The sequence below is a fragment of the Phytopseudomonas straminea genome, from assembly GCF_900112645.1.
GTDB lineage: Bacteria > Pseudomonadota > Gammaproteobacteria > Pseudomonadales > Pseudomonadaceae > Aquipseudomonas > Aquipseudomonas straminea.
Genome location: NZ_FOMO01000007.1, coordinates 165,160 through 187,256, shown reverse-complemented (window position 1 = coordinate 187,256; position 22,097 = coordinate 165,160). Strand labels below are relative to the sequence as shown.

The 22,097-nt window shown below is 62.8% G+C and carries 24 protein-coding genes; 6 read left to right on the top strand and 18 right to left on the bottom strand.

Going from position 1 to position 22,097, the window contains the following annotated elements; translation table 11 throughout:
• Nucleotides 1-7 precede the first annotated feature (7 nt).
• The 4 genes from BM279_RS17725 to bacA form a co-directional block, all read right to left on the bottom strand.
• Entirely contained in the window at nt 8-2,059 is a 2,052-nt protein-coding gene (locus tag BM279_RS17725; RefSeq protein WP_093505871.1) for a flotillin family protein, read from the bottom strand.
• Between the two features lie 38 nt (nt 2,060-2,097).
• Nucleotides 2,098-2,724, bottom strand: a complete 627-nt coding sequence (locus BM279_RS17720; RefSeq protein ID WP_093505869.1) for an OB-fold-containig protein — start codon at nt 2,722-2,724, stop codon at nt 2,098-2,100.
• Between the two features lie 72 nt (nt 2,725-2,796).
• Nucleotides 2,797-3,492, bottom strand: a complete 696-nt coding sequence (locus BM279_RS17715) for a PspA/IM30 family protein (RefSeq protein WP_093505867.1) — start codon at nt 3,490-3,492, stop codon at nt 2,797-2,799.
• A 12-nt stretch (nt 3,493-3,504) separates the two neighbouring features.
• Nucleotides 3,505-4,119 (bottom strand): biofilm formation regulator BacA, encoded by a 615-nt coding sequence (gene bacA / locus BM279_RS17710; protein ID WP_093505865.1) that lies wholly within the window; start codon nt 4,117-4,119, stop codon nt 3,505-3,507.
• A 263-nt stretch (nt 4,120-4,382) separates the two neighbouring features.
• Here bacA and BM279_RS17705 point away from each other — a divergent pair, with 263 nt between their 5' ends.
• Nucleotides 4,383-5,105, top strand: a complete 723-nt coding sequence (locus tag BM279_RS17705; RefSeq protein ID WP_093505862.1) for an endonuclease — start codon at nt 4,383-4,385, stop codon at nt 5,103-5,105.
• A gap of 196 nt (nt 5,106-5,301) precedes the next feature.
• Here the strand turns inward: BM279_RS17705 and thrC are convergent, their stop codons facing one another.
• From thrC to ffh, 9 genes are all read right to left on the bottom strand, one after another.
• The gene (gene thrC, locus BM279_RS17700; RefSeq protein WP_093505860.1) at nt 5,302-6,711 is read right to left on the bottom strand and encodes a threonine synthase; all 1,410 of its coding nucleotides are present in this window, start codon (nt 6,709-6,711) and stop codon (nt 5,302-5,304) included.
• A 60-nt stretch (nt 6,712-6,771) separates the two neighbouring features.
• Complete coding sequence (locus BM279_RS17695) at nt 6,772-8,076, bottom strand: homoserine dehydrogenase (RefSeq protein WP_093505858.1); 1,305 nt, start codon at nt 8,074-8,076, stop codon at nt 6,772-6,774.
• Nucleotides 8,077-8,190: 114 nt separating this feature from the next.
• Nucleotides 8,191-8,916 carry a thioredoxin fold domain-containing protein gene (locus BM279_RS17690; RefSeq protein ID WP_093505856.1) on the bottom strand — a complete coding sequence of 242 codons (726 nt, stop codon included), beginning with the start codon at nt 8,914-8,916 and terminating at the stop codon, nt 8,191-8,193.
• Between the two features lie 108 nt (nt 8,917-9,024).
• The gene (gene xerD, locus BM279_RS17685; protein WP_093505854.1) at nt 9,025-9,921 is read right to left on the bottom strand and encodes a site-specific tyrosine recombinase XerD; all 897 of its coding nucleotides are present in this window, start codon (nt 9,919-9,921) and stop codon (nt 9,025-9,027) included.
• A gap of 162 nt (nt 9,922-10,083) precedes the next feature.
• A complete protein-coding gene (gene rplS, locus BM279_RS17680) occupies nt 10,084-10,434 on the bottom strand; it encodes a 50S ribosomal protein L19 (RefSeq protein WP_013790154.1) in 351 nt (116 codons plus the stop codon).
• A 40-nt stretch (nt 10,435-10,474) separates the two neighbouring features.
• Entirely contained in the window at nt 10,475-11,227 is a 753-nt protein-coding gene (gene trmD, locus BM279_RS17675) for a tRNA (guanosine(37)-N1)-methyltransferase TrmD (RefSeq protein WP_093505851.1), read from the bottom strand.
• A gap of 4 nt (nt 11,228-11,231) precedes the next feature.
• Nucleotides 11,232-11,768, bottom strand: coding sequence for a ribosome maturation factor RimM (gene rimM / locus BM279_RS17670; RefSeq protein WP_093505849.1), 537 nt, complete (start codon nt 11,766-11,768; stop codon nt 11,232-11,234).
• Nucleotides 11,769-11,777: 9 nt separating this feature from the next.
• Nucleotides 11,778-12,029, bottom strand: a complete 252-nt coding sequence (gene rpsP, locus BM279_RS17665) for a 30S ribosomal protein S16 (RefSeq protein WP_009403592.1) — start codon at nt 12,027-12,029, stop codon at nt 11,778-11,780.
• A gap of 143 nt (nt 12,030-12,172) precedes the next feature.
• Nucleotides 12,173-13,549 (bottom strand): signal recognition particle protein, encoded by a 1,377-nt coding sequence (gene ffh / locus BM279_RS17660; RefSeq protein WP_093505847.1) that lies wholly within the window; start codon nt 13,547-13,549, stop codon nt 12,173-12,175.
• Between the two features lie 193 nt (nt 13,550-13,742).
• On the opposite strand from ffh, the gene BM279_RS17655 reads away from it, so the two are divergent.
• Both BM279_RS17655 and BM279_RS17650 read left to right on the top strand, forming a co-directional pair.
• Nucleotides 13,743-14,543: a cytochrome C assembly family protein gene (locus tag BM279_RS17655; protein WP_013790150.1), complete on the top strand. Its 801-nt coding sequence runs from the start codon at nt 13,743-13,745 to the stop codon at nt 14,541-14,543.
• A gap of 3 nt (nt 14,544-14,546) precedes the next feature.
• Complete coding sequence (locus BM279_RS17650) at nt 14,547-15,800, top strand: HlyC/CorC family transporter (RefSeq protein WP_093505845.1); 1,254 nt, start codon at nt 14,547-14,549, stop codon at nt 15,798-15,800.
• Nucleotides 15,801-16,035: 235 nt separating this feature from the next.
• Here BM279_RS17650 and purT read toward each other — a convergent pair whose 3' ends face one another.
• Nucleotides 16,036-17,217, bottom strand: coding sequence for a formate-dependent phosphoribosylglycinamide formyltransferase (gene purT, locus BM279_RS17640; protein ID WP_093505842.1), 1,182 nt, complete (start codon nt 17,215-17,217; stop codon nt 16,036-16,038).
• A 235-nt stretch (nt 17,218-17,452) separates the two neighbouring features.
• On the opposite strand from purT, the gene BM279_RS23435 reads away from it, so the two are divergent.
• A complete protein-coding gene (locus tag BM279_RS23435; RefSeq protein WP_167363165.1) occupies nt 17,453-17,617 on the top strand; it encodes a hypothetical protein in 165 nt (54 codons plus the stop codon).
• Nucleotides 17,618-17,624: 7 nt separating this feature from the next.
• On the opposite strand, the gene moaE is transcribed toward BM279_RS23435, so the two are convergent.
• From moaE to BM279_RS17620, 4 genes are all read right to left on the bottom strand, one after another.
• Nucleotides 17,625-18,083 (bottom strand): molybdopterin synthase catalytic subunit MoaE, encoded by a 459-nt coding sequence (gene moaE / locus BM279_RS17635; RefSeq protein ID WP_093505840.1) that lies wholly within the window; start codon nt 18,081-18,083, stop codon nt 17,625-17,627.
• A 1-nt stretch (nt 18,084) separates the two neighbouring features.
• The gene (locus tag BM279_RS17630; protein ID WP_093505838.1) at nt 18,085-18,327 is read right to left on the bottom strand and encodes a MoaD/ThiS family protein; all 243 of its coding nucleotides are present in this window, start codon (nt 18,325-18,327) and stop codon (nt 18,085-18,087) included.
• Nucleotides 18,324-18,803, bottom strand: a complete 480-nt coding sequence (gene moaC / locus BM279_RS17625) for a cyclic pyranopterin monophosphate synthase MoaC (RefSeq protein WP_075931723.1) — start codon at nt 18,801-18,803, stop codon at nt 18,324-18,326. The genes BM279_RS17630 and moaC overlap by 4 nt, the downstream gene beginning before the upstream one ends.
• 111 nt (nt 18,804-18,914) lie before the next feature.
• Nucleotides 18,915-20,306, bottom strand: a complete 1,392-nt coding sequence (locus BM279_RS17620; RefSeq protein ID WP_027905963.1) for a PhoH family protein — start codon at nt 20,304-20,306, stop codon at nt 18,915-18,917.
• Between the two features lie 386 nt (nt 20,307-20,692).
• Here BM279_RS17620 and yaaA point away from each other — a divergent pair, with 386 nt between their 5' ends.
• Together yaaA and BM279_RS17610 are read left to right on the top strand one after the other, a co-directional pair.
• Entirely contained in the window at nt 20,693-21,472 is a 780-nt protein-coding gene (gene yaaA, locus BM279_RS17615) for a peroxide stress protein YaaA (protein WP_093505836.1), read from the top strand.
• A gap of 136 nt (nt 21,473-21,608) precedes the next feature.
• Entirely contained in the window at nt 21,609-22,073 is a 465-nt protein-coding gene (locus tag BM279_RS17610) for a multidrug transporter (RefSeq protein ID WP_093505834.1), read from the top strand.
• Nucleotides 22,074-22,097: the final 24 nt, after the last annotated feature.

The following is a 22,097-nucleotide window of genomic DNA, read 5'->3' as shown; positions in this document are numbered from 1 at the left end:
TTCAGACTTACACCGCGTCCGCGTCGCCTACCGCTGCCGGCTTGGCTTCAGTGGCGCGGCCCTGCAGCAGACGCGCAAGCACGTCCTGCACCACCGGGCTCTTGCCGACCACGCCCTCGATGGCCTTGCCGACCGACAGGGACTTGGCGAACGAGTTGAAGAAGTCGCCTTCGCCGCCGACGATCTCGATCTTCGCCTTGGCCAGCGCGGTGGCCAGTACCTCGGCCTGGTCCTTGGCGATTTCCTTGTTGGCAGCAATCGCGGCCATGGCCTCCTCGAAGCTCTTCTCCAACTGCATGCGGAACTCTTCGTGCTGGCGAGCATTGTCGCTGAGCGCGTCGAGAGCACCGAACTTCTTGCCCAGACCTTCTGCCTCGGCGTTCAGACGCTCCAGCAGCACCTGCGCTTCGGCCATGCCCAGATCCTGGGTCGCCTTGGCCTTGGCAGTACCGAGCTGCTCTTCGCCACGTGCCTGGGCGCCGAGCTTCTCTTCCAACACCTTGGCGTCGGCCAGACCGTCTTTTTCCTTGGCGGCCGCCTGCGCTTCGACCACGCGGGCCTGGGCCAGACCTTTCTCCTGCTCGCCCTTGGCTTCCGCGATCAGACGCTCGGCCTGCACGCGAGCCTCGGCCAGACCTTCCTTCTCTTTCGCCGCAGCGGTGACTTCACGCACACGCGCATCGGCCAGGCCAGGCGCAGCGCGCTCGGCTTCGATGCCTTCGGCCAGTTTCTTCTTGGCCTCGGCACTCTTGGCCGCGGCTTCCAGCTCGGCCTGGGCGAGGTTGTTGATTTCTACCGCCTTGTGCTTGGAACGGGTTTCGTCGGCTTCGGCCTGTTTGACCTGGCGCACCAGCTCCTGCTCGGCTTCGGCCTGAGCGTTGAGCACGGTGACCTGCTTCAGGCGCTCGGCTTCGGAGACTTCGCGTACTTCCTTGATGCGCTCTTCTTCCTGGGCGACGGTCTTTTCCACCGCCACGCGCTCGCGCACCACGCTGGCGATGTTCTTGCGTTCTTCTTCGAGCGCCTTTTCCTTCTCGATGCGCTGCAGCTCGACCTCGCGCTCGCGGGCTACCACTTCCAGATCCTTGGCGCGGGTGACCTTCTCGACCTCGATGACCACCGCGCGCTGGCGGTTCTGCTGGGCCACTTCCACTTCACGCTGGTGATTCTCGGCGCGGATGTCCAGCTCCTGCTGGGTCTGGATACGCGCCTGCTCGGCCTTCAGGCGCTCTTCTTCGCGCACCTTGAGGGTTTCCGCTTCCTCGCGGGCGCGAATGGTCTCCACCTCGCGCTTCTGGCGCGCTTCGGCATCGGCCTGCTGACGCTCCAGGGCCAGGGTCGCCTCACGGGTTTCGACGTTCTTCTTCTTGATCGCCAGCTCTTCGTTGCGCTCCAGGTCATTGGTGATGACGTTCTGCGCGGCGGTCAGCTCGGTGATCTTGCGGATACCTTCGGCATCGAGAATGTTGCTTGGGTCCAGCGAGGCCTTGGAGGTCTGCTCCAGGTAGTCGATGGCCACGTCTTCGAGTACGTAACCGTTGAGGTCGTTGCCGATCACCTCGACAATGCGGTCGCGGAAATCCTGGCGGTTCTCGAACAGCTGCACAAAGTCGAACTGCTTGCCGACGGTCTTCAGGGCTTCGGAGAACTTGGCGTTGAACAGCTCGTTGACCGCCGCACGGTCAGAGGCGCGTTCCACGCCGATGGCCTTGGCAACCTTGAGCACGTCTTCTTGGGTCTCGTTGACGCGCAGGTAGAAGGCCACGGTGATGTCGGCGCGCATGTTGTCGCGGCAGATCAGCCCGTCCTTGGCGCGGCGGTCGACTTCCAGGGTGATCAGGGAGATCTTCATGAACTCCTTGAGGTGGATGACCGGGTACACCAGCGCACCGGTGAAATGCACCTTGGGCGTCGACGACATGTCGTTGACGATCAGTGCCGTACCCTGGGGAACCTTGATGTAGAAGGCCTTGAACAGCGCCAGCAGGCCGACGATCAGCAGGGCGACCAGGCCAACCCCGACCAGCACGGGGATCAACGACGGGGGAAGGTTGTACATTGCACTCAATCTCCTTTGAGACAGACGGAACCGCCGGTTCAGATGCCGCGGAACTCATCCTCGGTTATCACCCGGTAGGCGTGCTGCGCCTCCAGGTATTCCAGTAAAACGACACGATCGCCACGCTTGAAACCCAGTTGCTCGTCGGCGCGCACACGCAGGATCAGCCCGGCGCCACCGTCTTCCAGCACTGCTTCGCCATGGCTGGCGGTCACCCGCCCGCTGCGCACCACGGCGGTCTGGCCGAGCACGCTCTTGCTGCTGGTCACTTCCAGCTTGAGAAACAACGGGCGCAGCGGCGCGCACAACAGCCGGGTAGGTGCCACGGCGAGCAGCAGCGCCAGCACCGCGACCGCCAGGCCCAGCGGGTAACGCAGCCACTCGAGCGGCAAAAGGCCGAGCAGCCAGAGGTCGGCGAAATAGCTGATGAACCAGGCGAAGAAAGACAACAGCGTCAGCACCAGGGTCAGCGGTACTTCACGCAGTTTGAGCTTGGACAGGAGCGCTGCCGCCGGGCCTTCCAGGGCGGAATCGGCCTCGATGTCGAGCACGTCGATCTCGATCAGGCCGAACGCGACGATGAGCCAGTACACCACCGCTAGGCACAGCAGAAAGGTGAAGATGACCGTCGGGAACGCCAACGAGACCTGCAGGAAGATTTCCATGGTTTCCTATCCCTGAAAACATGGCGGAGCCTGTTGGCTCCACCATCGATGACGCTACGGGCCAGCCTGTGATCAGGGCTTGGCTTTGTCCTTCAGACGCGCCAGCACGCTGTCGGCACTACTCTTGTCGGCGACGATACCGGCAGCGCGCAGCTTGGCGTCCAGCGACTCGTCGAGGTTGGAGGCTTCGGCCAGCTCGGCAGCCGCCTCCATCTTCGCTGCACGCTCGGCCTGCTGCTGCTTGATGCGCTCCAGCGACTCGACCGCAGTGTGCAACTTGGCCTGGGAGCCGCCGTAACGCTGGGCCACGGCCATCTGAGCCTTCTGCACGCTTTCGGTGGCCTTGACGGTATCGACCTGTTGTTTCAGGCGTTTGATGTTGGCTTCCGCCTGGCTCACTGCGGCGCGTAGCTGCGCCACGCTGGCGGCATAGGCATCGGCCTGCTCGCGCTCGCTGCCCAGTTCGATTTCCAGGTTGGCGATCTTGCCGGCCACTTCGGCAGCCAGGTCTTCCTTGCCACCTTCCAGGGCCTTGACCGCGTACTGCTCATACTCGGCGATCTTGGCGGCAGACTTGCTGGCGCGCTCGGCGGCCAGCTTCTGCTTGGCCATAATCTCGGCCAACGCCTCCTTGGATTTGCGCAGCTCGACGTCAGCGTCGCGGATTTCCTGATCGAGAATGCGCAGCGCCTGGCCATCGACCAGCGCTTCACCCATTTCATTGGCACCGCCGCGCAGCGCCGTCAGCAATTTGCTCCAGACGTTCATGGGCATGTCTCCTTATGCACTGGCCTTGAGGAAGTCTTCGTAGGCTTCGGTCGCTTTGATGACGTTGTCCGCCAGCGTTTCGATCTCCAGTACCACGTTGGGCAGGATCGACGAGGCGCTGAGCGCACCGAACATGGTGTAGCAGGCCTGACCGTCCGGCAGGGTTTCCAGCCCGACGCAGGACAGCGGGAACAGCTTGTGGCTGCGCAGCACTTCTTCGTTGAAGGCGGCGGCATCGCGCACGTCGCTGGCCGGCCAGAGCAGCGCCTCGACCACGATCTGGTCGCCGAACACAGCGATGAACAGCGGCAGATCGCCGTATTCCTTCATGGTCACGTGCAGACTGGCGTCGGCACCCTGGATCAGCTCGACGGCCGCGCGGCCATCGGCAAACGGCTCTGTCGCCGACAGCGCATCGAACAACGTTTGTGCAGTCCAAACCTGAGGCATGCTCACCCCCTCCTCCATTGAAGCCAGCTCCGGCTGGGGCTGGCGCAGTTTCCTTTCGACCGCCGAGAGCCTCTGGGCATGCTCGGGTAGAATCCAGACCTCCTTCTTCACCAACCCCTGCTCGCGCAGACGCTGACGGAAAAGACGCTGGTAGTGCGCAGATGATTTGTTTTCCATGTGGCGCAGCCTAGAACATCACATGTGATAACTCAATACATCACATGTAATTTATTCGAGAGCTGTGATCGGGGTCTTGCGGGCCCAGGCACCGATGGCCTGAAAGAGGGAGTCAGCCGCAGAACTTTAGCCGAGAAAATGGGACAAATTCGCCGACTGCGTCGCATAGCGAAGGGATTGAATCCTAGATAGACGCCATCAATGGGCCAGCCTTGGCAAACCACAATGAGCCGGTATGATGCGGCACTTTTTAGGAAAGCCGCATGTCGTTTCGCAGCCTTCTCACCCTGCTGTGCCTCACCCTCTGCACCTCACTGCAAGCCGCCCCGCCGCAAAATTTCACTCAAGCCAAGAAGATCGGCTGGACGCTCTATGAGCGCCAGTCGGTGGAGTTCTATTGCGGCTGCAGCTTCAAAGGCAACCGCGTGGATCTGAAAAGCTGCGGCTACACACCACGCAAGAATGCCAACCGCGCGGCACGCATCGAATGGGAACATATCGTCCCGGCCTGGCAGATCGGCCATCAGCGCCAATGCTGGCAGCACGGCGGGCGCAAGAACTGCAGCAAGAACGACAGTGTCTACCGCCGCGCCGAAGCCGACCTGCACAACCTGGTGCCGGCGATTGGTGAGGTCAATGGCGACCGCAGCAACTATGACTTCGGCTGGCTGCCGCAAAAGCCCAACCAGTACGGCGCCTGCCCCACGGTAGTCGACTTCAAGGCGCGCAAGGTGATGCCGCGCCAGCAGGTACGCGGCATGATCGCCCGCACCTATCTGTACATGAGCGACCGCTACCAGTTGCGTCTATCCAAGCAGAACCGCCAGCTGTTCAACGCCTGGAACAAGACCTATCCCGCCGAGCAGTGGGAGCGCCAACGCAACCAACTGGTCGGCTGCGTGATGGGCTGGGGCAACCCCTATGTCGGGCAATTGGATAAACGACTTTGCCAGCAGGCGCGAATTGCGGCGGTCAATCGGCGGTAGCGCCTGGAGGCAGACGCGCTCTGGTGGATTGGTGGGCTAAAGCCCACTCTACTTCCCGATAGCTACAGACCAGCCTTTGTGGGAGCGCGCCATGCGCGCGAATCGCGGGCATGAACCAGGCGCCCCCGACCACTTCCCCAAACACAAAAGGCCGGCACCTCTCGGTGACAGGCCTTTCGCTTCGCAGCGCCTTCGCTTACAGCGGCTTGCCGCGATTACCATGTGCCGCCACGAATTGCTGCACGGTTGGCAAGTCGTTAGCAAGCACGGTGCAACGCTCTTCGCGCTCGAACAGATCGGCCAGGTGCGCCGGCAAGGCTGGCGACAGATCCACGGCGGACTTCTCGATGGCCTCCGGGAACTTCACCGGATGGGCCGTGCCCAGCACCACCATCGGCACCGACAGGCTGCGACGGCACTCGCGAGCAGCACGCACACCGATGGCGGTGTGCGGGTCGAGCAGCTCACCGGTGGCGGCGTATACCTCAGCAATAGTCTGGCAGGTCTGCTCATCGCTCACGGCGAGGGAATCGAACAGCTTGCGCGCCTCGGTCCAGCGGTCGTCTTCGACGGTGAACCCGCCGGTCTGGCGGAATTCGGTCATCAGCGCGGCGATCGACGGGCCGTTGCGACCGTGCAGGTCGAACAGCAGACGCTCGAAGTTCGACGAGACCATGATGTCCATCGACGGCGACAGGGTCGGGTACAGCTCGCCCTTGGCGTACTGATTGCCGCTCATGAAGCGGTGCAGGATGTCGTTGCGGTTGGTGGCGACGATCAGCTGGCTGACCGGCAGGCCCATGTTGCGGGCGAGATAGCCGGCAAAGATGTCGCCGAAGTTGCCGGTCGGCACCGAGAAGGCCACCGAACGCGCCGGACCGCCGAGCTGCAGGGCCGCGTGGAAGTAGTAGACGATCTGGGCCATGATCCGCGCCCAGTTGATCGAGTTGACCGCCACCAGGCGCGTACCCTTGAGGAAACCCTGGTCGGCGAAGCTGGCCTTGACCATCTCCTGACAGTCGTCGAAGTTGCCCTCGATGGCGATGTTGTGGATGTTGTCGCCGAGAATGGTGGTCATCTGCCGGCGCTGCACTTCGGACACCCGGTTGTGCGGGTGCATGATGAAGATGTCCACGTTCTCGCAAGCCTTGCAGCCTTCGATGGCAGCCGAGCCGGTGTCACCACTGGTGGCACCCATGATCACCACGCGCTCGTTGCGCTTGGCCAGCACGTAGTCGAGCAGGCGACCGAGCAGCTGCAGAGCGAAATCCTTGAACGCCAGTGTCGGGCCATGGAACAGCTCGAGCACCCACTCGTTGCCACCCAGCTGACGCAGCGGCGCCACGGCCGAGTGCTCGAACACGCCGTAGGTGTCTTCGAGGATCTTCTTGAAGTCGGCATCCGGAATGCTGCCGGTCACGAACGGGCGCATCACCCGGAAGGCCAGCTCGTGATAAGGCAGGCCCGCCCAGGAGGCGATCTCTTCCTGACTGAAGCGTGGCAGGTTTTCCGGCACGTACAGGCCGCCATCAGTGGCCAGGCCGGCCAGCAGGACGTCTTCGAAATTCAGGGCCGGTGCCTGGCCGCGAGTGCTGATATAGCGCATGGTCTGCAAACCTTCGGTTTGGGGCGTCGCGCCGCGAGCAGGTCGCGGCGCGCGACGAAATTAGCTGAGTTGTTCGACGCGGATGCGCACCACGTTGCCGACGACGTCGGCCAGCGCTTCCAGGGCAGAAATGGCGTCGTTCATGCGCTGCTCGGCAACGCGATGAGTGACCAGGATCATCGGCACCAGGCCGTCTTGCTCCTCGACTTCCTTCTGCATGATCGATTCGATGTTGATGCCGCGCTCCGACAGGATACTCGCCACCTGGGCCAGCACACCCGGGCGATCCTTGGCCTGGATGCGCAGGTAGTAGGCGCTCTCGCAGGCGGTGATCGACAGGATCGGGTGGTCGGACAACGAATCCGGCTGGAAGGCCAGGTGCGGCACGCGGTTGGTCGGGTCGGTGGTCAGTGCACGCACCACGTCGACCAGATCGGCCACCACGGCCGAAGCGGTCGCTTCCATGCCAGCACCCGCGCCGTAGAACAGGGTGCTGCCAGCAGCGTCACCATTGACCATCACCGCGTTCATCACGCCATTGACGTTGGCGATCAGACGGTCGGCCGGGATCAGCGTCGGGTGCACGCGCAGCTCGATGCCGGCGTCGGTACGGCGCGCCACACCCAGGTGCTTGATGCGATAGCCCAGCGCCTCGGCGTAGTTCACGTCGGCAGTGGTCAGCTTGGTGATGCCTTCGGTGTAGGCCTTGTCGAACTGCAGCGGAATGCCGAACGCGATGGACGCCAGGATGGTCAATTTGTGGGCCGCGTCGATGCCTTCGACGTCGAAGGTCGGATCGGCTTCGGCGTAACCCAGGGCCTGGGCTTCGGCCAGCACGTCTTCGAAGGTACGCCCCTTCTCGCGCATCTCGCTGAGGATGAAGTTGCCGGTGCCGTTGATGATACCGGCCAGCCAGTTGATACGGTTGGCCGACAGGCCTTCGCGGATCGCCTTGATCACGGGGATGCCACCAGCCACCGCCGCCTCGAACGCGACGATCACGCCCTTCTCGCGGGCGCGAGCGAAGATCTCGTTGCCATGCACGGCGATCAGCGCCTTGTTGGCGGTGACCACGTGCTTGCCATTCTCGATGGCCTTGAGGACCAGCTCACGGGCAACGCTGTAGCCGCCGATGAGCTCCACGACGATATCGATCTCGGGGTTGCTGGCCACCGCGAAGACATCGTCGGTCATGGTAATACCGGTCGACTGGTACTGGGGCTTGGGTGTGCGGGTGGCAATCTGCGCCACCTCGATGCCACGCCCGGCACGACGCGCGATTTCCTCGGCGTTGCGCTTGAGCACATTCACGGTACCGCCACCGACGGTACCCAGCCCACAGATGCCTACTTTGACCGGATTCACACTAGACTCCCCAACTGCACTGCGTAAAACGGCCGACGCGGGCGCCAGCCGTGGAAAAAGAGCCGCACATTACGAAGCGGCCAAGGGATAGTCAATCGACTACCCCAGTTCGAATCACTTGGCTTCCAGGGCCAGCTTCGCCAGCTGCGCGGCGGGCTGGTAACCGGGGATCATCTTGCCGTTCTCAAGAATGATCGCCGGCGTGCCGTTGACGCCGATCGCCTGCCCTAGCTGGTACTCCTGCGCTACCGGATTGTCGCAGCTGACCTGGGGAATCGACTCACGCGCCTTGGCCTTGTTCATCGCGGCCTGGCGGTCCTTGGAACACCACACACTAGCCAGATCCTTGGCACCCTTGCTGCCCATCCCCTGACGCGGGAAGGCCAGGTAACGCACCTCGACGCCAAGCTTGTTCAGCTCGCCAACTTCGCTGTGCAGCTTCTGGCAATAGGCGCAGTCGGTGTCGGTAAATACGGTGATATGGGTTTTCGGCTCTTTCGGCGCGAACACCACCATGTCCTTGGCCGGAATGGCGTTGATCTGCTTGGCGATGGCCTTGCTTTCCTCTGCTTCGGTCAGGTTGATGGCCTGGCCATCCTTGAACTGAAACAGGTAGCCCTGCATCACGAACTGCCCATCGGCACTGGCGTAAAGCTGGCGACCACCCTTGAGCTGAACCTGATAAACGCCGGGCATCGGGCTCTCGGCAATGGTTTCGATCGGCAGATCGGGCTGGATGGAAAGCAGGTTCTTGCGGATCGCCTGATCCGGGTCGGCTGCATGGCCGAGGGTGCTGACCAGGCCGAGAGCCATGGCCGCGACGATGCGGGTCACACGCATGAAAACTCCTATCGAGCGACGGGGTGACAGGGAAAGCACAGAGACTACCATAACCGGCGCCCCAGGCTGCGCCCGGCAGACGCAAAGCGCCAACTGGCGCCAGCCGATTCAGCCACGCGGATGGTGCTGAGCATGCAACGCCTGCAAGCGCGCGCGGGCGATGTGGGTGTAGATCTGCGTGGTGGACAGATCACTGTGACCCAGCAGCATCTGCACCACGCGCAGGTCAGCGCCGTGGTTGAGCAGATGAGTCGCGAAGGCATGACGCAAAGTGTGCGGCGACAGCGACTTGGCGATCCCCGCCACCTGGGCGTGATGCTTGATGCGGTGCCAGAAGGTTTGCCGGGTCATCTGCTCGCCACGCAGGCTCGGGAATAGCACGTCCGCGGGCCGACCAGCCAGCAGCGCAGGCCGTGCCTCACGACAATAGCGCTCGACCCAGCCGATGGCTTCCTCCCCCATGGGCACCAGGCGCTCCTTGCTGCCCTTGCCGAACACCCGTAGCACGCCCTGGCGAAGATTGACCTGCTCGAGCGTCAGCCCGACCAGCTCGCTGACCCGCAGACCACAGGCATACAGCACCTCGAGCATGGCGCGATCACGCAGGCCGATGGGATCATCCAGATCCGGCGCGGCCAGCAGCGCCTCGACATCCGCCTCGGACAGCGACTTGGGCAGCGGCCGGCCAAGCTGCGGCATGTCGACCTGCAGCGTGGGATCGGTGTCGATGATGCCCTCGCGCAGCAGGAAGCGGTAGAAGCCGCGCATGCCGGAAATCAGCCGCGCCGTGGAGCGCGCCTTGTAGCCTTCATTCATGCGCCAGGCCAGATGATCGAGCAGCACCTCGCGGCCCACCGCCTGCAGCTCGACATCGCGGGCCTGCAGCCAGCCGTTGAGCAGCGCCAAATCACTGCGATAGGCCGACTGAGTATGGGCGGACAGGCCCTTCTCCAGCCACAAAGCCTCGATGAAACGCTCGATCAATGGATGGCCGACAGCGGACATGGGGTCAGATCTGCACTACGCAAAGAATTCATTATCAACACAATCAAAAGCAGATACTGCACTGCTTTTGTGGGAGCGGGCTTGCGAAACGGCTGCCAGCCCACCAAACGCCAGAAACGAAAAAAGCAGCCGAGGCTGCTTTTTTCGAGGGGGAAAGCTGGATTAAACCAGTTTTTCCTTGATGCGCGCTGCCTTGCCGGACAGGTCGCGCAGATAGTACAGCTTGGCTTTGCGAACATCACCGCGACGCTTGACGGCCAGGCTGTCGACCAGCGGGCTGTAGGTCTGGAAAGTACGCTCAACGCCAACGCCGCTGGAGATCTTGCGCACGGTGAAGGCGCTGTTCAGACCACGGTTACGCTTGGCGATTACCACACCCTCGAACGCCTGCAGACGCTGGCGGTCACCTTCCTTTACTTTCACCTGAACGACTACGGTGTCGCCCGGGGCAAAGGTCGGGATCTCTTTGCTCATCTGCTCAGCTTCGAGTTGCTGAATGATTTTGTTGGTCATGCTGCGCTCCTAAGACGGGCCGTCAGGCCGGCCATCGATATTAGTTATCGTCCCGCTGGCGGATGTATTCCTCCAGCAGCTTCTTCTCTTCTCCAGAAAGCGAGCGGCTATCCAGAAGATCGACACGGCGTTCCCAGGTGCGCCCCAGGGACTGCTGCAAACGCCAGCGCCGGATGTGTTCGTGGTTGCCGCCAAGCAGCACCTGCGGAACACGTTTATCCGCATACACCTCCGGACGGGTGTAGTGCGGGCAGTCGAGCAAGCCATCCGTGAAGGAGTCTTCCTCGGCCGAATCTGCATGACCTAATGCACCAGGCAATAGGCGCGTTACCGCATCGATCAGCACCATGGCCGGCAGCTCACCGCCGGACAGGACGTAGTCGCCGATCGACCATTCCTCATCGACGTGGGTTTCGATGAAACGTTCGTCGATGCCTTCGTAGCGGCCAGCAATGAGAATCAAACGCTCCTCTTTCGCCAGCTCGCGTACCGCCGCCTGCGTCAGCTTGCGGCCCTGCGGCGAGAGATAAATCACCTTCGCCGGTACGTCGCTGGCCTGCCTGGCATCAACCAGAGCATCTTCCAGCGGCTTGATCTTCATCACCATGCCGGGACCACCACCGAAGGGGCGGTCGTCAACGGTGTGATGACGATCCGTGGTATAGCTGCGCGGATTCCAGCAGGTCAGCTGCAACAGCTCCTGCTTTACCGCACGACTGGTGATGCCGTAATCGCTGATGGCGGCGAACATTTCCGGGAACAGCGTAATCACATCGACGCGCAAGCTCGGCATGGCGTCAGAAATCCGCGTCCCACTCGACCTGCATCTCGCCAGCTTCGAGATTGATCGACAACACGCACTGCTGCGTATACGGCAGCAAACGCTCACGATCATCGAGACTGTCAGCGCAGGGCTTGACCACCATCACGTCATTGGCACCGGTCTCGAACAGATGATCGACCTTGCCGAGCAGTTGCCCCGCCTGATCGATGACCTTCAGACCTTCCAGCTGATACCAGTAGAACTCGCCGTCATCGAGCTCCGGCAGCTGGCTCCTGGGTACGCAGATCTCGAAGCCCGCGTAGGTACGCGCCACTTCACGATCCTCGAGCCCTTTGAGCCTGGCGACCAGAACCTTGCCCTGCAAGCGTCCACCAGCCAGTTCAACCTGTTTCACCTCGCCATCGCGCCGCAGCGTCCAGCGAGGGTAATCGAGCACGTTATCCAGGGGATCGGTAAAGGAATACACCTTTATCTCACCCTTGACGCCATGCACCGAGACTATCTTGCCAAGAACCAGAAGATCCTCGGCGGGGGCCGGCGTCGTGCTCATAAGAAGTGCTTAGGCAGCAGCCTTGGCAGCTTCTTTCAGCAGCTGAGCAACGCGCTCAGACGGCTGGGCGCCCTGGCTCAGCCAGTAAGTAGCGCGCTCTTGATTCACGGACAGCTTGACTTCAGCACCCGAGGCGATCGGATTGAAGAAACCGATACGCTCTACGAAGCGACCGTCGCGCGCATTGCGGCTGTTGGTCACGGTGAGGTGGTAGAAGGGGCGCTTTTTGGAGCCGCCGCGAGCGAGACGAATAGTTACCATGTGAACATCGTTCCTGTAGTCGGTGCTAACTTGAGGCACACATCAAAAATGGGCCTAGGCCCGAAAGGCCGCATATTCTAAGGATTATGCGGCTGTTTGCAAATCTCTTTTTCCACAGGCCGCCAGGCGGCCTGCCAGAGCCATCAGAACTTCGGCATGCCGCCGCCAGGCATCATGCTGCCCATGCCGCGCATCATCTTGGCCATGCCGCCTTTGGCACTGAATTTCTTCATCATCTTCTGCATCTGCTTGTGCTGCTTGATCAGCCGACCGATGTCCTGCACCTGAGTGCCAGAACCCATGGCGATGCGGCGCTTGCGCGAGCCGCTGATGATGTCGGGGTCGCGGCGCTCGGCAGGCGTCATCGAGTTGATGATCGCCTCCATCTGCTTGAACTGCTTTTCTGCCGCGCCCTGGGCATTGCCCATCTGCGCCAGGTTGACGCCACCCATCTGCGGCAGCTTGTCCATCAGGCCGCCGAGGCCGCCCATACTTTTCATCTGCACGAGCTGGTCGCGGAAGTCCTCGAGGTCGAAACCCTTGCCCTTCTTGAGCTTCTTGGTGAGCTTCTCGGCCTTCTCGCGGTCGAGGGTCTGCTCGGCCTGTTCGATCAGGCTGAGCACATCGCCCATGCCGAGGATGCGCGAGGCGATTCGCTCGGGGTGAAACGGCTCGAGCGCTTCACTCTTCTCGCCCATACCGATGAACTTGATCGGCTTGCCAGTGATGGCGCGCACCGATAGCGCGGCACCGCCACGGGCGTCACCGTCGACCTTGGTGAGCACCACGCCGGTAAGCGGCAGCGCATCGTTGAAGGCCTTGGCGGTGTTGGCGGCGTCCTGACCGGTCATGGCGTCGACCACGAACAGGGTCTCCACCGGATTGACCGCGGCATGCAGCGCCTGGATCTCGGCCATCATCTCGGCATCGACGGCCAGACGACCGGCGGTGTCGACCAGCACCACGTCGATGTACTTGAGCTTGGCCTCACGGATCGCCGCTTCGGCGATGGCCACCGGCTTCTGGGTAATGTCGGAAGGGAAGAAGGTCACGCCCAGGTCATTGGCCAGGGTTTCCAGCTGCTTGATGGCCGCCGGACGGTAGACGTCCGCCGACACCACCATCACGCTCTTCTTCTTGCGCTCCTTGAGCAGGCGCGCCAGCTTGCCCACGGTGGTGGTCTTACCAGCACCTTGCAGACCGGCCATCAGCACCACCGCCGGCGGCGTGGTGCTCAGGTCGAGGTCTTCGTTGGCGGCGCCCATGAGGCTTTCCAGCTCCAGGCGCACGATCTTCACGAACGCCTGGCCCGGAGTCAGGCTCTTGGACACCTCGGTGCCGACCGCGCGCTCCTTGACGCGAGCAACGAAATCCTTGACCACGGGCAGCGCCACGTCGGCCTCGAGCAACGCCATGCGCACTTCGCGCAGGGTGTCCTTGATGTTGTCCTCGGTCAGCTTGGCCTTGCCAGTGACGCTGCGCAGAGTCTGCGAGAGGCGATCGGTTAAATTTTCGAACATGCGCGTTCCTTTCGGGCCGTCTGGCCGGGATGGGCTGGCAGCAAACGGCGGATTATAACGAAGACCGCGACGCTTTCGAGGCTTGTTTGTCGGTGCGCCTGCGACATATGAGAGCGGATACCGCTTGCAGTCTTTTTGCGACAACGGTTGTGTGCCACACTCAGCGCCTTTCCGGCCCTGTCATCGCCTATCTATGCACCCTCTGTTACCCAGCCTCGCCGCCGCCGTTCTCTACTTTGGCGCTGCCTGCTATCAAGGCCTGCATCTGGCCCGCCGCAGCCAGCCCAGCCAACCCGTGTTGCTGCTGGTGGGCGTGATCGCCCTGCTGTTTCACGGTGGCAGCCTGTACATGCAGATGCACGATGTCGCCGGCCTGAACCTGGACTTCTTCAATTCCTCCAGTCTGATCGCCTTTACGGTGATTGCGCTGATCCTGCTGGCCTGCCAGCGCATGCCGGTGCACAACCTGCTGCTGTTCCTGTTTCCGCTCGGCGGGCTGACGGTGCTGTGCGCGCAGTTCATGCCCAGCGGCACCAGCCAGCCGATCGAGGAAGGCCCTGGCATACTCGCCCACATTCTGCTGTCCATCGTGGCCTACGGCCTGTTGACCATCGCCATGTTCCAGTCGCTATTGCTACTGGTGCAGGACCGGCAGCTCAAGAACAAGCATCCCTCCGGGCTGATCCGCAACTTCCCACCCCTGCAGACCATGGAAAGCCTGCTGTTCGGCTTCCTGTGGAGCGGCTGGGCGCTGCTGTCACTGTCGCTGCTCTCCGGCGCGGTGTTCATCGACAACCTGTTCACTCAGCACCTGGTGCACAAGACCATCCTGTCGTGCTTCGCCTGGGTAGTGTTCGCTGTACTGCTTTGGGGCCGCCACCAGCTCGGCTGGCGCGGCCACAAGGCGATCCGCTGGACGCTGGCCGGTTTCTGTCTGCTGATGCTGGCCTTCTTCGGCAGCAAGCTGGTTCGTGAATTCATCCTGCACATCTGAGCCGTGAACACACCCTCACCGCTTTTCCAGCTCGCCCTGCTGCTCACCCTGCTGGCCTGCGCGACCTTTTTCATCTGCGCACGTACCGTGCTATTCGGTCTCAACCGCTATCGGCTGCGCTACCGGGCGCGCCAGGGCCATCGCGCCGCTGCCCGGCTGATCGCCCTGCTCGACCAGCCACAACGGCTGTCGGCGACCCTGCGCATCGGCACCATTTGCAGCACCATGGCCGCCTCGGTCGCTGCCACCTTGCTGGCCTTGCGCCACGGTGCGCCCGGTAATCTGGCGCCATCGCCGTTCGTTCTGACGCTGGCCGTGCTGATGCTGGCCCATCCGTTCGGTCGCCTGCTGGCCATCCTGCCGCCGCCGCTGTTCGCCTACCCAGCAAGCTATCCGCTGACCCTGGTCAGCCTGGCGCTGTCCCCGTTCACCCACCTGCTGATGACCATCGGCCAGGGTCTGCGCCGGCGAATAGGCAAGGCAGATCAGAGCGCCGCACCCGATGATGCACCGAGCCTCACCGAGCTGCGCGACGCGCTGCAGGCCGACGACCTGCCGCTGCCCGCCGAGCGACGCGCCATGCTGCTGGGCGTGCTGGAGCTGGACAAGGTCAGCGTCGAGGACGTGATGATTCCGCGCCACGAGGTCACCGGCATCGATCTGCAGGGCAGCACGCCGCTGCTCGAGCAGATTCGCAGCGCCTCGCACACTCGTCTGCCGGTGTACCGCAACGGCCTCAACCAGACCGAAGGCATCTTGCACATGCGCCGCCTGGCCGGGTGTAGCGAGCTGGATGAAGCGGCCTTGCTGCAGGCCTGCGACGCCGCGTACTTCGTGCCCGAAGGCACCACGCTGGCGAACCAGCTGGTCAACTTCCAGCAGCACAAGTACCGCACTGCCGTAGTGGTCGACGAATACGGCGAGGCCATGGGCATCGTCACCGTCGAAGACATTCTCGAAGAGATCGTCGGCGACCTGAGTTCGGTGGAAACCGCACACCCACGCGAATTTTATCCGCTGGGCGACGGCACCTGGTCGATCCAGGGCAGCGCCTATCTGCGTGAAGTGAACCGGGCACTAGGCTGGCACCTACCGGTCGATGGACCGAAGACGGTCAACGGCCTGGTGACCGAAGTGCTGGAAAACATTCCTGACTGCGCGGTTTGTATGCAGGTGAGTCGCTACCGGCTGGAGATCGTCCAGTCCAGCGGCAGCCGCGTGCTGGAAGTGCGGGCCTGGGAGGCCCAACAGCACTGAGGCATGGCAAGCGGCACAACGCCGCTGGTACTTATAAAGCCGCTCACGATCTTTCGTATCCGAGAATTCGTATTCCCATTGATCGACGACAACGAATGAAACGCGAGCGTTAGCGTACTACCTGTGGGAACGGGCGGGGACGCCCAGTCCATGCCCGTGACTTTTCGCGGGCATGGCCCGCTCCCACAGTTAGTGCAGCATGCCCACGTCAGCTGCGGGCATCGTTCCAAAAAGGTTACAGCTCCACCTTGACCGCCTGCGCCGACCGCAGCGCCTTGGCGCGGGCTGCGTCCAGAGACTCGTCGCGCGCCAGTGCAACGCCCATGCGGCGCTGGCCGCTGACTTCCGGCTTGCCGAACAGACGCAGGGCGGTGTCCGGCTCGGTGAGCGCGGCGCCGAGGCTGCCGAAGCTGACCTGCTTGGACTCGCCTTCGACCAGAATCACTGCCGAGGCGGACGGGCCGAACTGGCGGATCGCTGGGATCGGCAGGCCAAGAATAGCGCGGGCATGCAGGGCGAATTCGGACAAATCCTGAGAGATCAGGGTGACCAGGCCGGTGTCGTGCGGGCGCGGCGATATCTCGCAGAACCACACCTGATCGCCCTTGACGAACAGCTCGACGCCAAACAGGCCGCGACCACCCAGCGAGCCAGTAACGGCCAGAGCGATACGCTCGGCCTCGGCACGGGCGGCCTCGCTCATCGCCTGAGGCTGCCAGGACTCTTGGTAATCGCCCTTTTCCTGACGATGGCCGACAGGCGCGCAAAAGGTGGTGCCGCCGACGTGGCGCACGGTCAGCAGGGTGATTTCGTAGTCGAAGTCGATGAAACCTTCGACGATCACCCGGCCCTTGCCGGCACGGCCACCGGCCTGGGCGTAGTCCCAGGCTTTCTGTACGTCATCGGCGCCCTTGAGCACCGACTGGCCCTTGCCGGACGAGCTCATGATCGGCTTGACCACGCACGGGAAGCCAATGGCGCTCACCGCTGCCTGGAACTCCTCGAAGGAGTCCGCGAACTTATAGGGCGAGGTCGGCAGGCCGAGTTCTTCGGCGGCCAGGCGACGGATGCCTTCCCGGTTCATGGTCAGCTGCGCGGCGCGGGCGCTGGGGATCACGGTGTAGCCTTCGTTTTCCAGCTCGACCAGCGTGGCGGTGGCGATCGCCTCGATCTCCGGCACGATGTAGTGCGGCTTCTCCTGCTCGATCACTGCACGCAGCGCGGCGCCGTCGAGCATGTTGATCACGTGGCTGCGATGCGCCACCTGCATGGCCGGCGCGTTGGCGTAGCGATCGACGGCGATCACTTCCACGCCTAGGCGTTGCAGCTCGATGACCACTTCCTTGCCGAGCTCGCCCGAGCCACACAGCAACACGCGGGTCGCGCTGGGCGACAGGGGGGTTCCGATACGGGGCATAACAGGATCCTTGGGTAGCAGGAGAATTCAGTCGGCGATTTTAATCACGCCCGGCCGCGACGGCGACCAAAATCGGCGAACGTGATTTTTATCGCGGCCAGGCTGCGCATTATTGATGCCACGAATTGCCCTGAATCAGCCCCACCACACGCGCCCTCGACTACGCTGGATATGTAGGCCGCCGCACGGCAGCGGCGCAGCTCATGGCACGCGACACTTGCGAGGAGGCTTCGCCATGGACGCTTTTCACATCATGATCGTCCTGCTGATCAGCGGCTTTCTGCTGCTGGGTATCGGCTTCAATAACCGCGAACAGGAATGGGGCATCTGGCTGACCGGGCTGGGCGCGCTGTCGATGTTCGCGCCACTGTACTTCAAGGTCTTTATCGAGTTCGGCTGAGCCGCTTTCAGCTTTCGGCCTGCCAACGCCGGGCGGATGCCTGGTCGCTCTCGCGGCCCTCGACCCAGCGCGGGCCGCTGGGGGTGTCCTCCTTTTTCCAGAACGGCGCACGGGTTTTCAGGTAATCCATGATGAACTCGCAGGCCTGAAAGGCCGCCTGGCGGTGAGCGCTGGCCACGCCGACGAAAACGATTGGCTCGCCCGGCTCCAGCCGCCCGACGCGGTGGATCACCTCGACGCCCAGCAATGGCCAGCGCTCGCGGGCCTGGCTCTCGATGCCAGCCAGGGCCTTTTCGGTCATACCGGGGAAATGCTCGAGAAACATGCCGGCCACGTCCTGGCCGTCATTGAAATCACGCACGTAGCCGACGAAGCACGCCACGGCGCCGACGCCGGCGTTGGCGGCATGCACGGCGTTGGTTTCCAAGCCGGGATCGAAAACGGCCTGCTGGACGCGAACTGCCATCTCAGCCTCCGGTGACCGTGGGGAAGAACGCCACTGCATCCCCGTCGACCAGCGCCTCACTCAACGCGCAGAGTTCTTCGTTGCGGGCGCACATCAGGCCGCGCTCGGCGAGCACCTCCCAGGCGCCGCCGCGGGCCAGCAGGTGCAGGCGCAATTCATCGAGGGTCGCGAAATCGCCCGGTAGCTCCTCGGCATCCAGCCCCAGGGTTTCGCGATAACGGGCGAAATACTGCACGTGGATCATCGCTCGCCCTCGCCTGCCAGGAAGTGGCCGCTCTTGCCACCGAGTTTTTCCAGCAGGCGCACCTGCTCGATGATCATGCCGCGATCCACCGCCTTGCACATGTCATAGATGGTCAGCGCCGCGACACTGGCGGCGGTCAGCGCTTCCATCTCCACGCCGGTCTGGCCGGTGAGTTTGCAGCGCGCGCGGATCAGTACGGCGTCGTCGCCATCGGCCCGCAGCTCGACCTTGACGCTGGTGAGCATCAGCGGATGACACAACGGAATCAGATCGGACGTCTTTTTCGCGGCCTGGATGCCGGCGATACGCGCCACGGCGAAGACATCGCCCTTGGGGTGCTCACCGTCGACGATCATCTGCAGCGTGGTGGGCAGCATGCGCACCCGGGCCTCGGCCACGGCCTCACGCACGGTCTGCGCCTTGTCGCTGACGTCGACCATATTGGCGCGCCCCTGGGAGTCGAGATGGGTCAGCACGGACAATCTCCAAGTAGAAAACCTGGCGATTGTAGGCCCCGCACCGGCCCCTGCAAACCATGCGCGCCGCAATGAATGCCCGGAGCCGCCAGGCGGCTCCGGGGCGAGGGGTTACATGTGGCTTTCGGCGTACTCGGCGAGGATCGAGCGCGGCACGCCCTGCAGGGTGATGTGCACACCGTGCTCGAAGCCCTTGAAGCGCTCGGTGAGGTAGGTCAGCCCCGAGCTGGGCGCCGAAAGGTACGGCGTATCGATCTGCGCCAGGTTGCCCAGGCAGATCACCTTGGAGCCATTGCCGGCACGGGTGATGATGGTCTTCATCTGGTGCGGGGTGAGGTTCTGGCATTCGTCGATCAGGATCAGGCTCTGCTGGAAGCTGCGCCCGCGAATGTAGTTCAGGGATTTGAACTGCAGGGGCACCTTTTGCAGGATGTAGTCGACGCTGCCATGGGTGTTCTCGTCATCCATGTGCAGGGCTTCGAGGTTGTCGGTGATGGCGCCCAGCCAGGGCTCCATCTTCTCGGCCTCGGTGCCGGGCAGAAAGCCGATTTCCTGGTCCAGGCCCTGTACCGAACGGGTGGCGATGATGCGCCGGTAGCGCTTGCTGACCATGGTCTGTTCGATGGCCGCCGCCAGCGCCAGGATGGTCTTGCCCGAGCCGGCGGCGCCGGTCAGGTTGACCAGGTGAATGTCCGGGTCGAGCAGCGCGTAGAGCGCCAGCGCCTGGTGGATGTCCCTCGGTTTGAGCCCCCAGGCCTCCTGATGCAGCAGCGGCTCCTGGTGCAGATCGAGAATCAGCAGCTCGTTGCCCTCGACCTCCTTGACCCAGCCGACGAAGCCCTGCTCGTCGATGATGAATTCATTGACGTTGACCGCCGGCAAGTCTTCGCTGAGCTGCACGCGGTGCCAGGTACGCCCATGACCCTGGCGGGTATCGACCTTGGCGACGCGATCCCAGAAGGCACCCTCGACGTCGTGGTAACCCTTGGACAGCAGCGAGATGTCGTCGACCAGTTGGTCGGTGTGGTAATCCTCGGAATCCAGCCCGCAGCCACGCGCCTTCAGGCGCATGTTGATGTCCTTGGTCACCAGCACCACGGACATGCCCGGGCGCCGTGACTTTAGCTCCACCAGCTGGTTGATGATCTTGTTGTCGTTGAGGTCTTCCGGCAGCCAGGTGACCGGCGCCGCACTCTTGCTCATAAGAATCGACAGAAAACCGCAGGGGCCGCTCTTGTCGCGCTGGATCGGCACCCCGTGCTCGACCTCCTCGGGGGTGGCTCCATCGAGAATCTTGTCAATCAGGCGGATGGCTTGCCGGCATTCAGCGGCGACGCCCTGTTTGCCGGTTTTCAGCTTGTCGAGTTCCTCCAGCACCGTCATCGGGATGGCGACGTGGTGTTCCTGGAAATTGAGCAGCGCGTTGGGATCGTGAATCAGGACATTGGTGTCGAGGGCGTACAAGGTTGGGGCGGTGGGCTTGATGCGTCCGTGGTCATCCATACTCGTCACCTCTTGTCGGATCCAGCGACGGAATGCCAGGACGGCGCTCCGCCACACAGGACCACCGACTCCCGATCAGGAGCGCCGCAAACGGATGAGGGCCGAGGGCCGCCACCTGTCTGCAGGGTTCGGCGGTCTTTCAAGGCGTGGTCTGCACGGGCCGGCCTTCATGCCCGGTTCGTCGCAAACCACAGTTCGTTGATACTCCAAAAAATGTGACAGGCAAATGATCTTTTCAGTTTTTTTATTTTTATTTGTCGGTTGGACGAATGACCTTGGCAGCGGCACTTATCGCCCACTAGAGTCATGAGTCCAGCCTGCTGCCTTGCTCCACGCGGGCCCTGCCGAATCGGCTAGAATCGCCGCTCCGCCGAAGGAGACGACTCATGCTGATGGTGATTTCCCCCGCCAAGACCCTGGACTACGAAAGCGCACCGGTCACTTCGCGCTTTACCCAGCCCGAATTTCTCGACCATTCCCAGGAACTGGTCACCCAGCTGCGCGACTTCACGCCGGCGCAGATCGCCGAGTTGATGCACCTCTCCGACAAACTGGCCGGCCTCAACGCAGCGCGCTTCGGCAGCTGGACGCCGGACTTCACGCCAGAGAACGCCAAGCAGGCGCTGCTGGCCTTCAAGGGCGACGTGTACACCGGGCTGGACGCGGAAAGCTTCAGCGAGGCCGACTTCGATTTCGCCCAGCAGCACTTGCGCATGCTCTCCGGCCTGTACGGGCTGCTGCGCCCGCTGGACCTGATGATGCCCTACCGCCTGGAAATGGGTACCAAGCTGGCCAACGCCCGCGGCAAGGACCTCTACGCGTTTTGGGGCGAGCCCATCAGCGAATGGCTGAATCAGGCGCTGGCCGCCCAGGGCGACGACGTGCTGCTCAACCTGGCATCCAATGAATACTTCGGGGCGGTCAAGCGCAAGGTGCTGAAAGCGCGAATCCTCGACACCGAATTCAAGGACCTGAAGAACGGTCAGTACAAGATCATCAGCTTCTACGCCAAGAAAGCCCGCGGTCTGATGGCCCGCCACGTGATCAAGGAACGCGTGACCGATCCAAAGCACCTCAAGGATTTCAACGACCAGGGCTACCGCTTCTCGGCAAAGGATTCGAGCGCCGACAAGCTGGTGTTCCTGCGCGACCACGCGCCGGAGTGAAGGCCCAGGCGCTTCAGCATGAGTTGCATGGCGGCGAGAAACAGCCCCTGGCGAAACATCCACCAACCCCTGGGCGGGTGCCGAGCCCATCGGCCTTGTGTAGGATTGGCAGACACTCGACATTCAAGGTCCAGCCATGATTTTCGGCGCGATTCTGGTTCTCAGCTGGTTCATTCTGCTGATCCGCTACCCGGCCAAGGCCCTGCCTATTTCACTGGCGGCGCTGGCCGGGCTGGGCATGGTGGCGAGCTGGGTGCTGTGGCAGGAAAACCGTGAGAATCGCAACCTGGCTCACCTGGAATTGCGCCTGAGCTACGCCCCCGAACGCTGCCCCGCTGACCGCCCACTGGAGCTGTACCTGCACAACGGCAGCGACGCCGCACTGCAGGAACTGCATTGGCAGGTCAGCGCCTACCGGCCAGGTGACAGTGTCAACCTGGCGCAGCGCCTGTACGAGACGCCGCGCTACAGCGGCCCCGGCGAGCTGCTACCCGGTGCCGACTGGCAAAGCTGCCTGCCGCTGCCTACGCTGCGCAGCGGCTACCGCGCCAGTACCCTGGAATTCCGCGCCGAGCAGTTGCAGGGCACCTTCAGTCGTTAGCCGCCCTTTCACGATCCACACAAC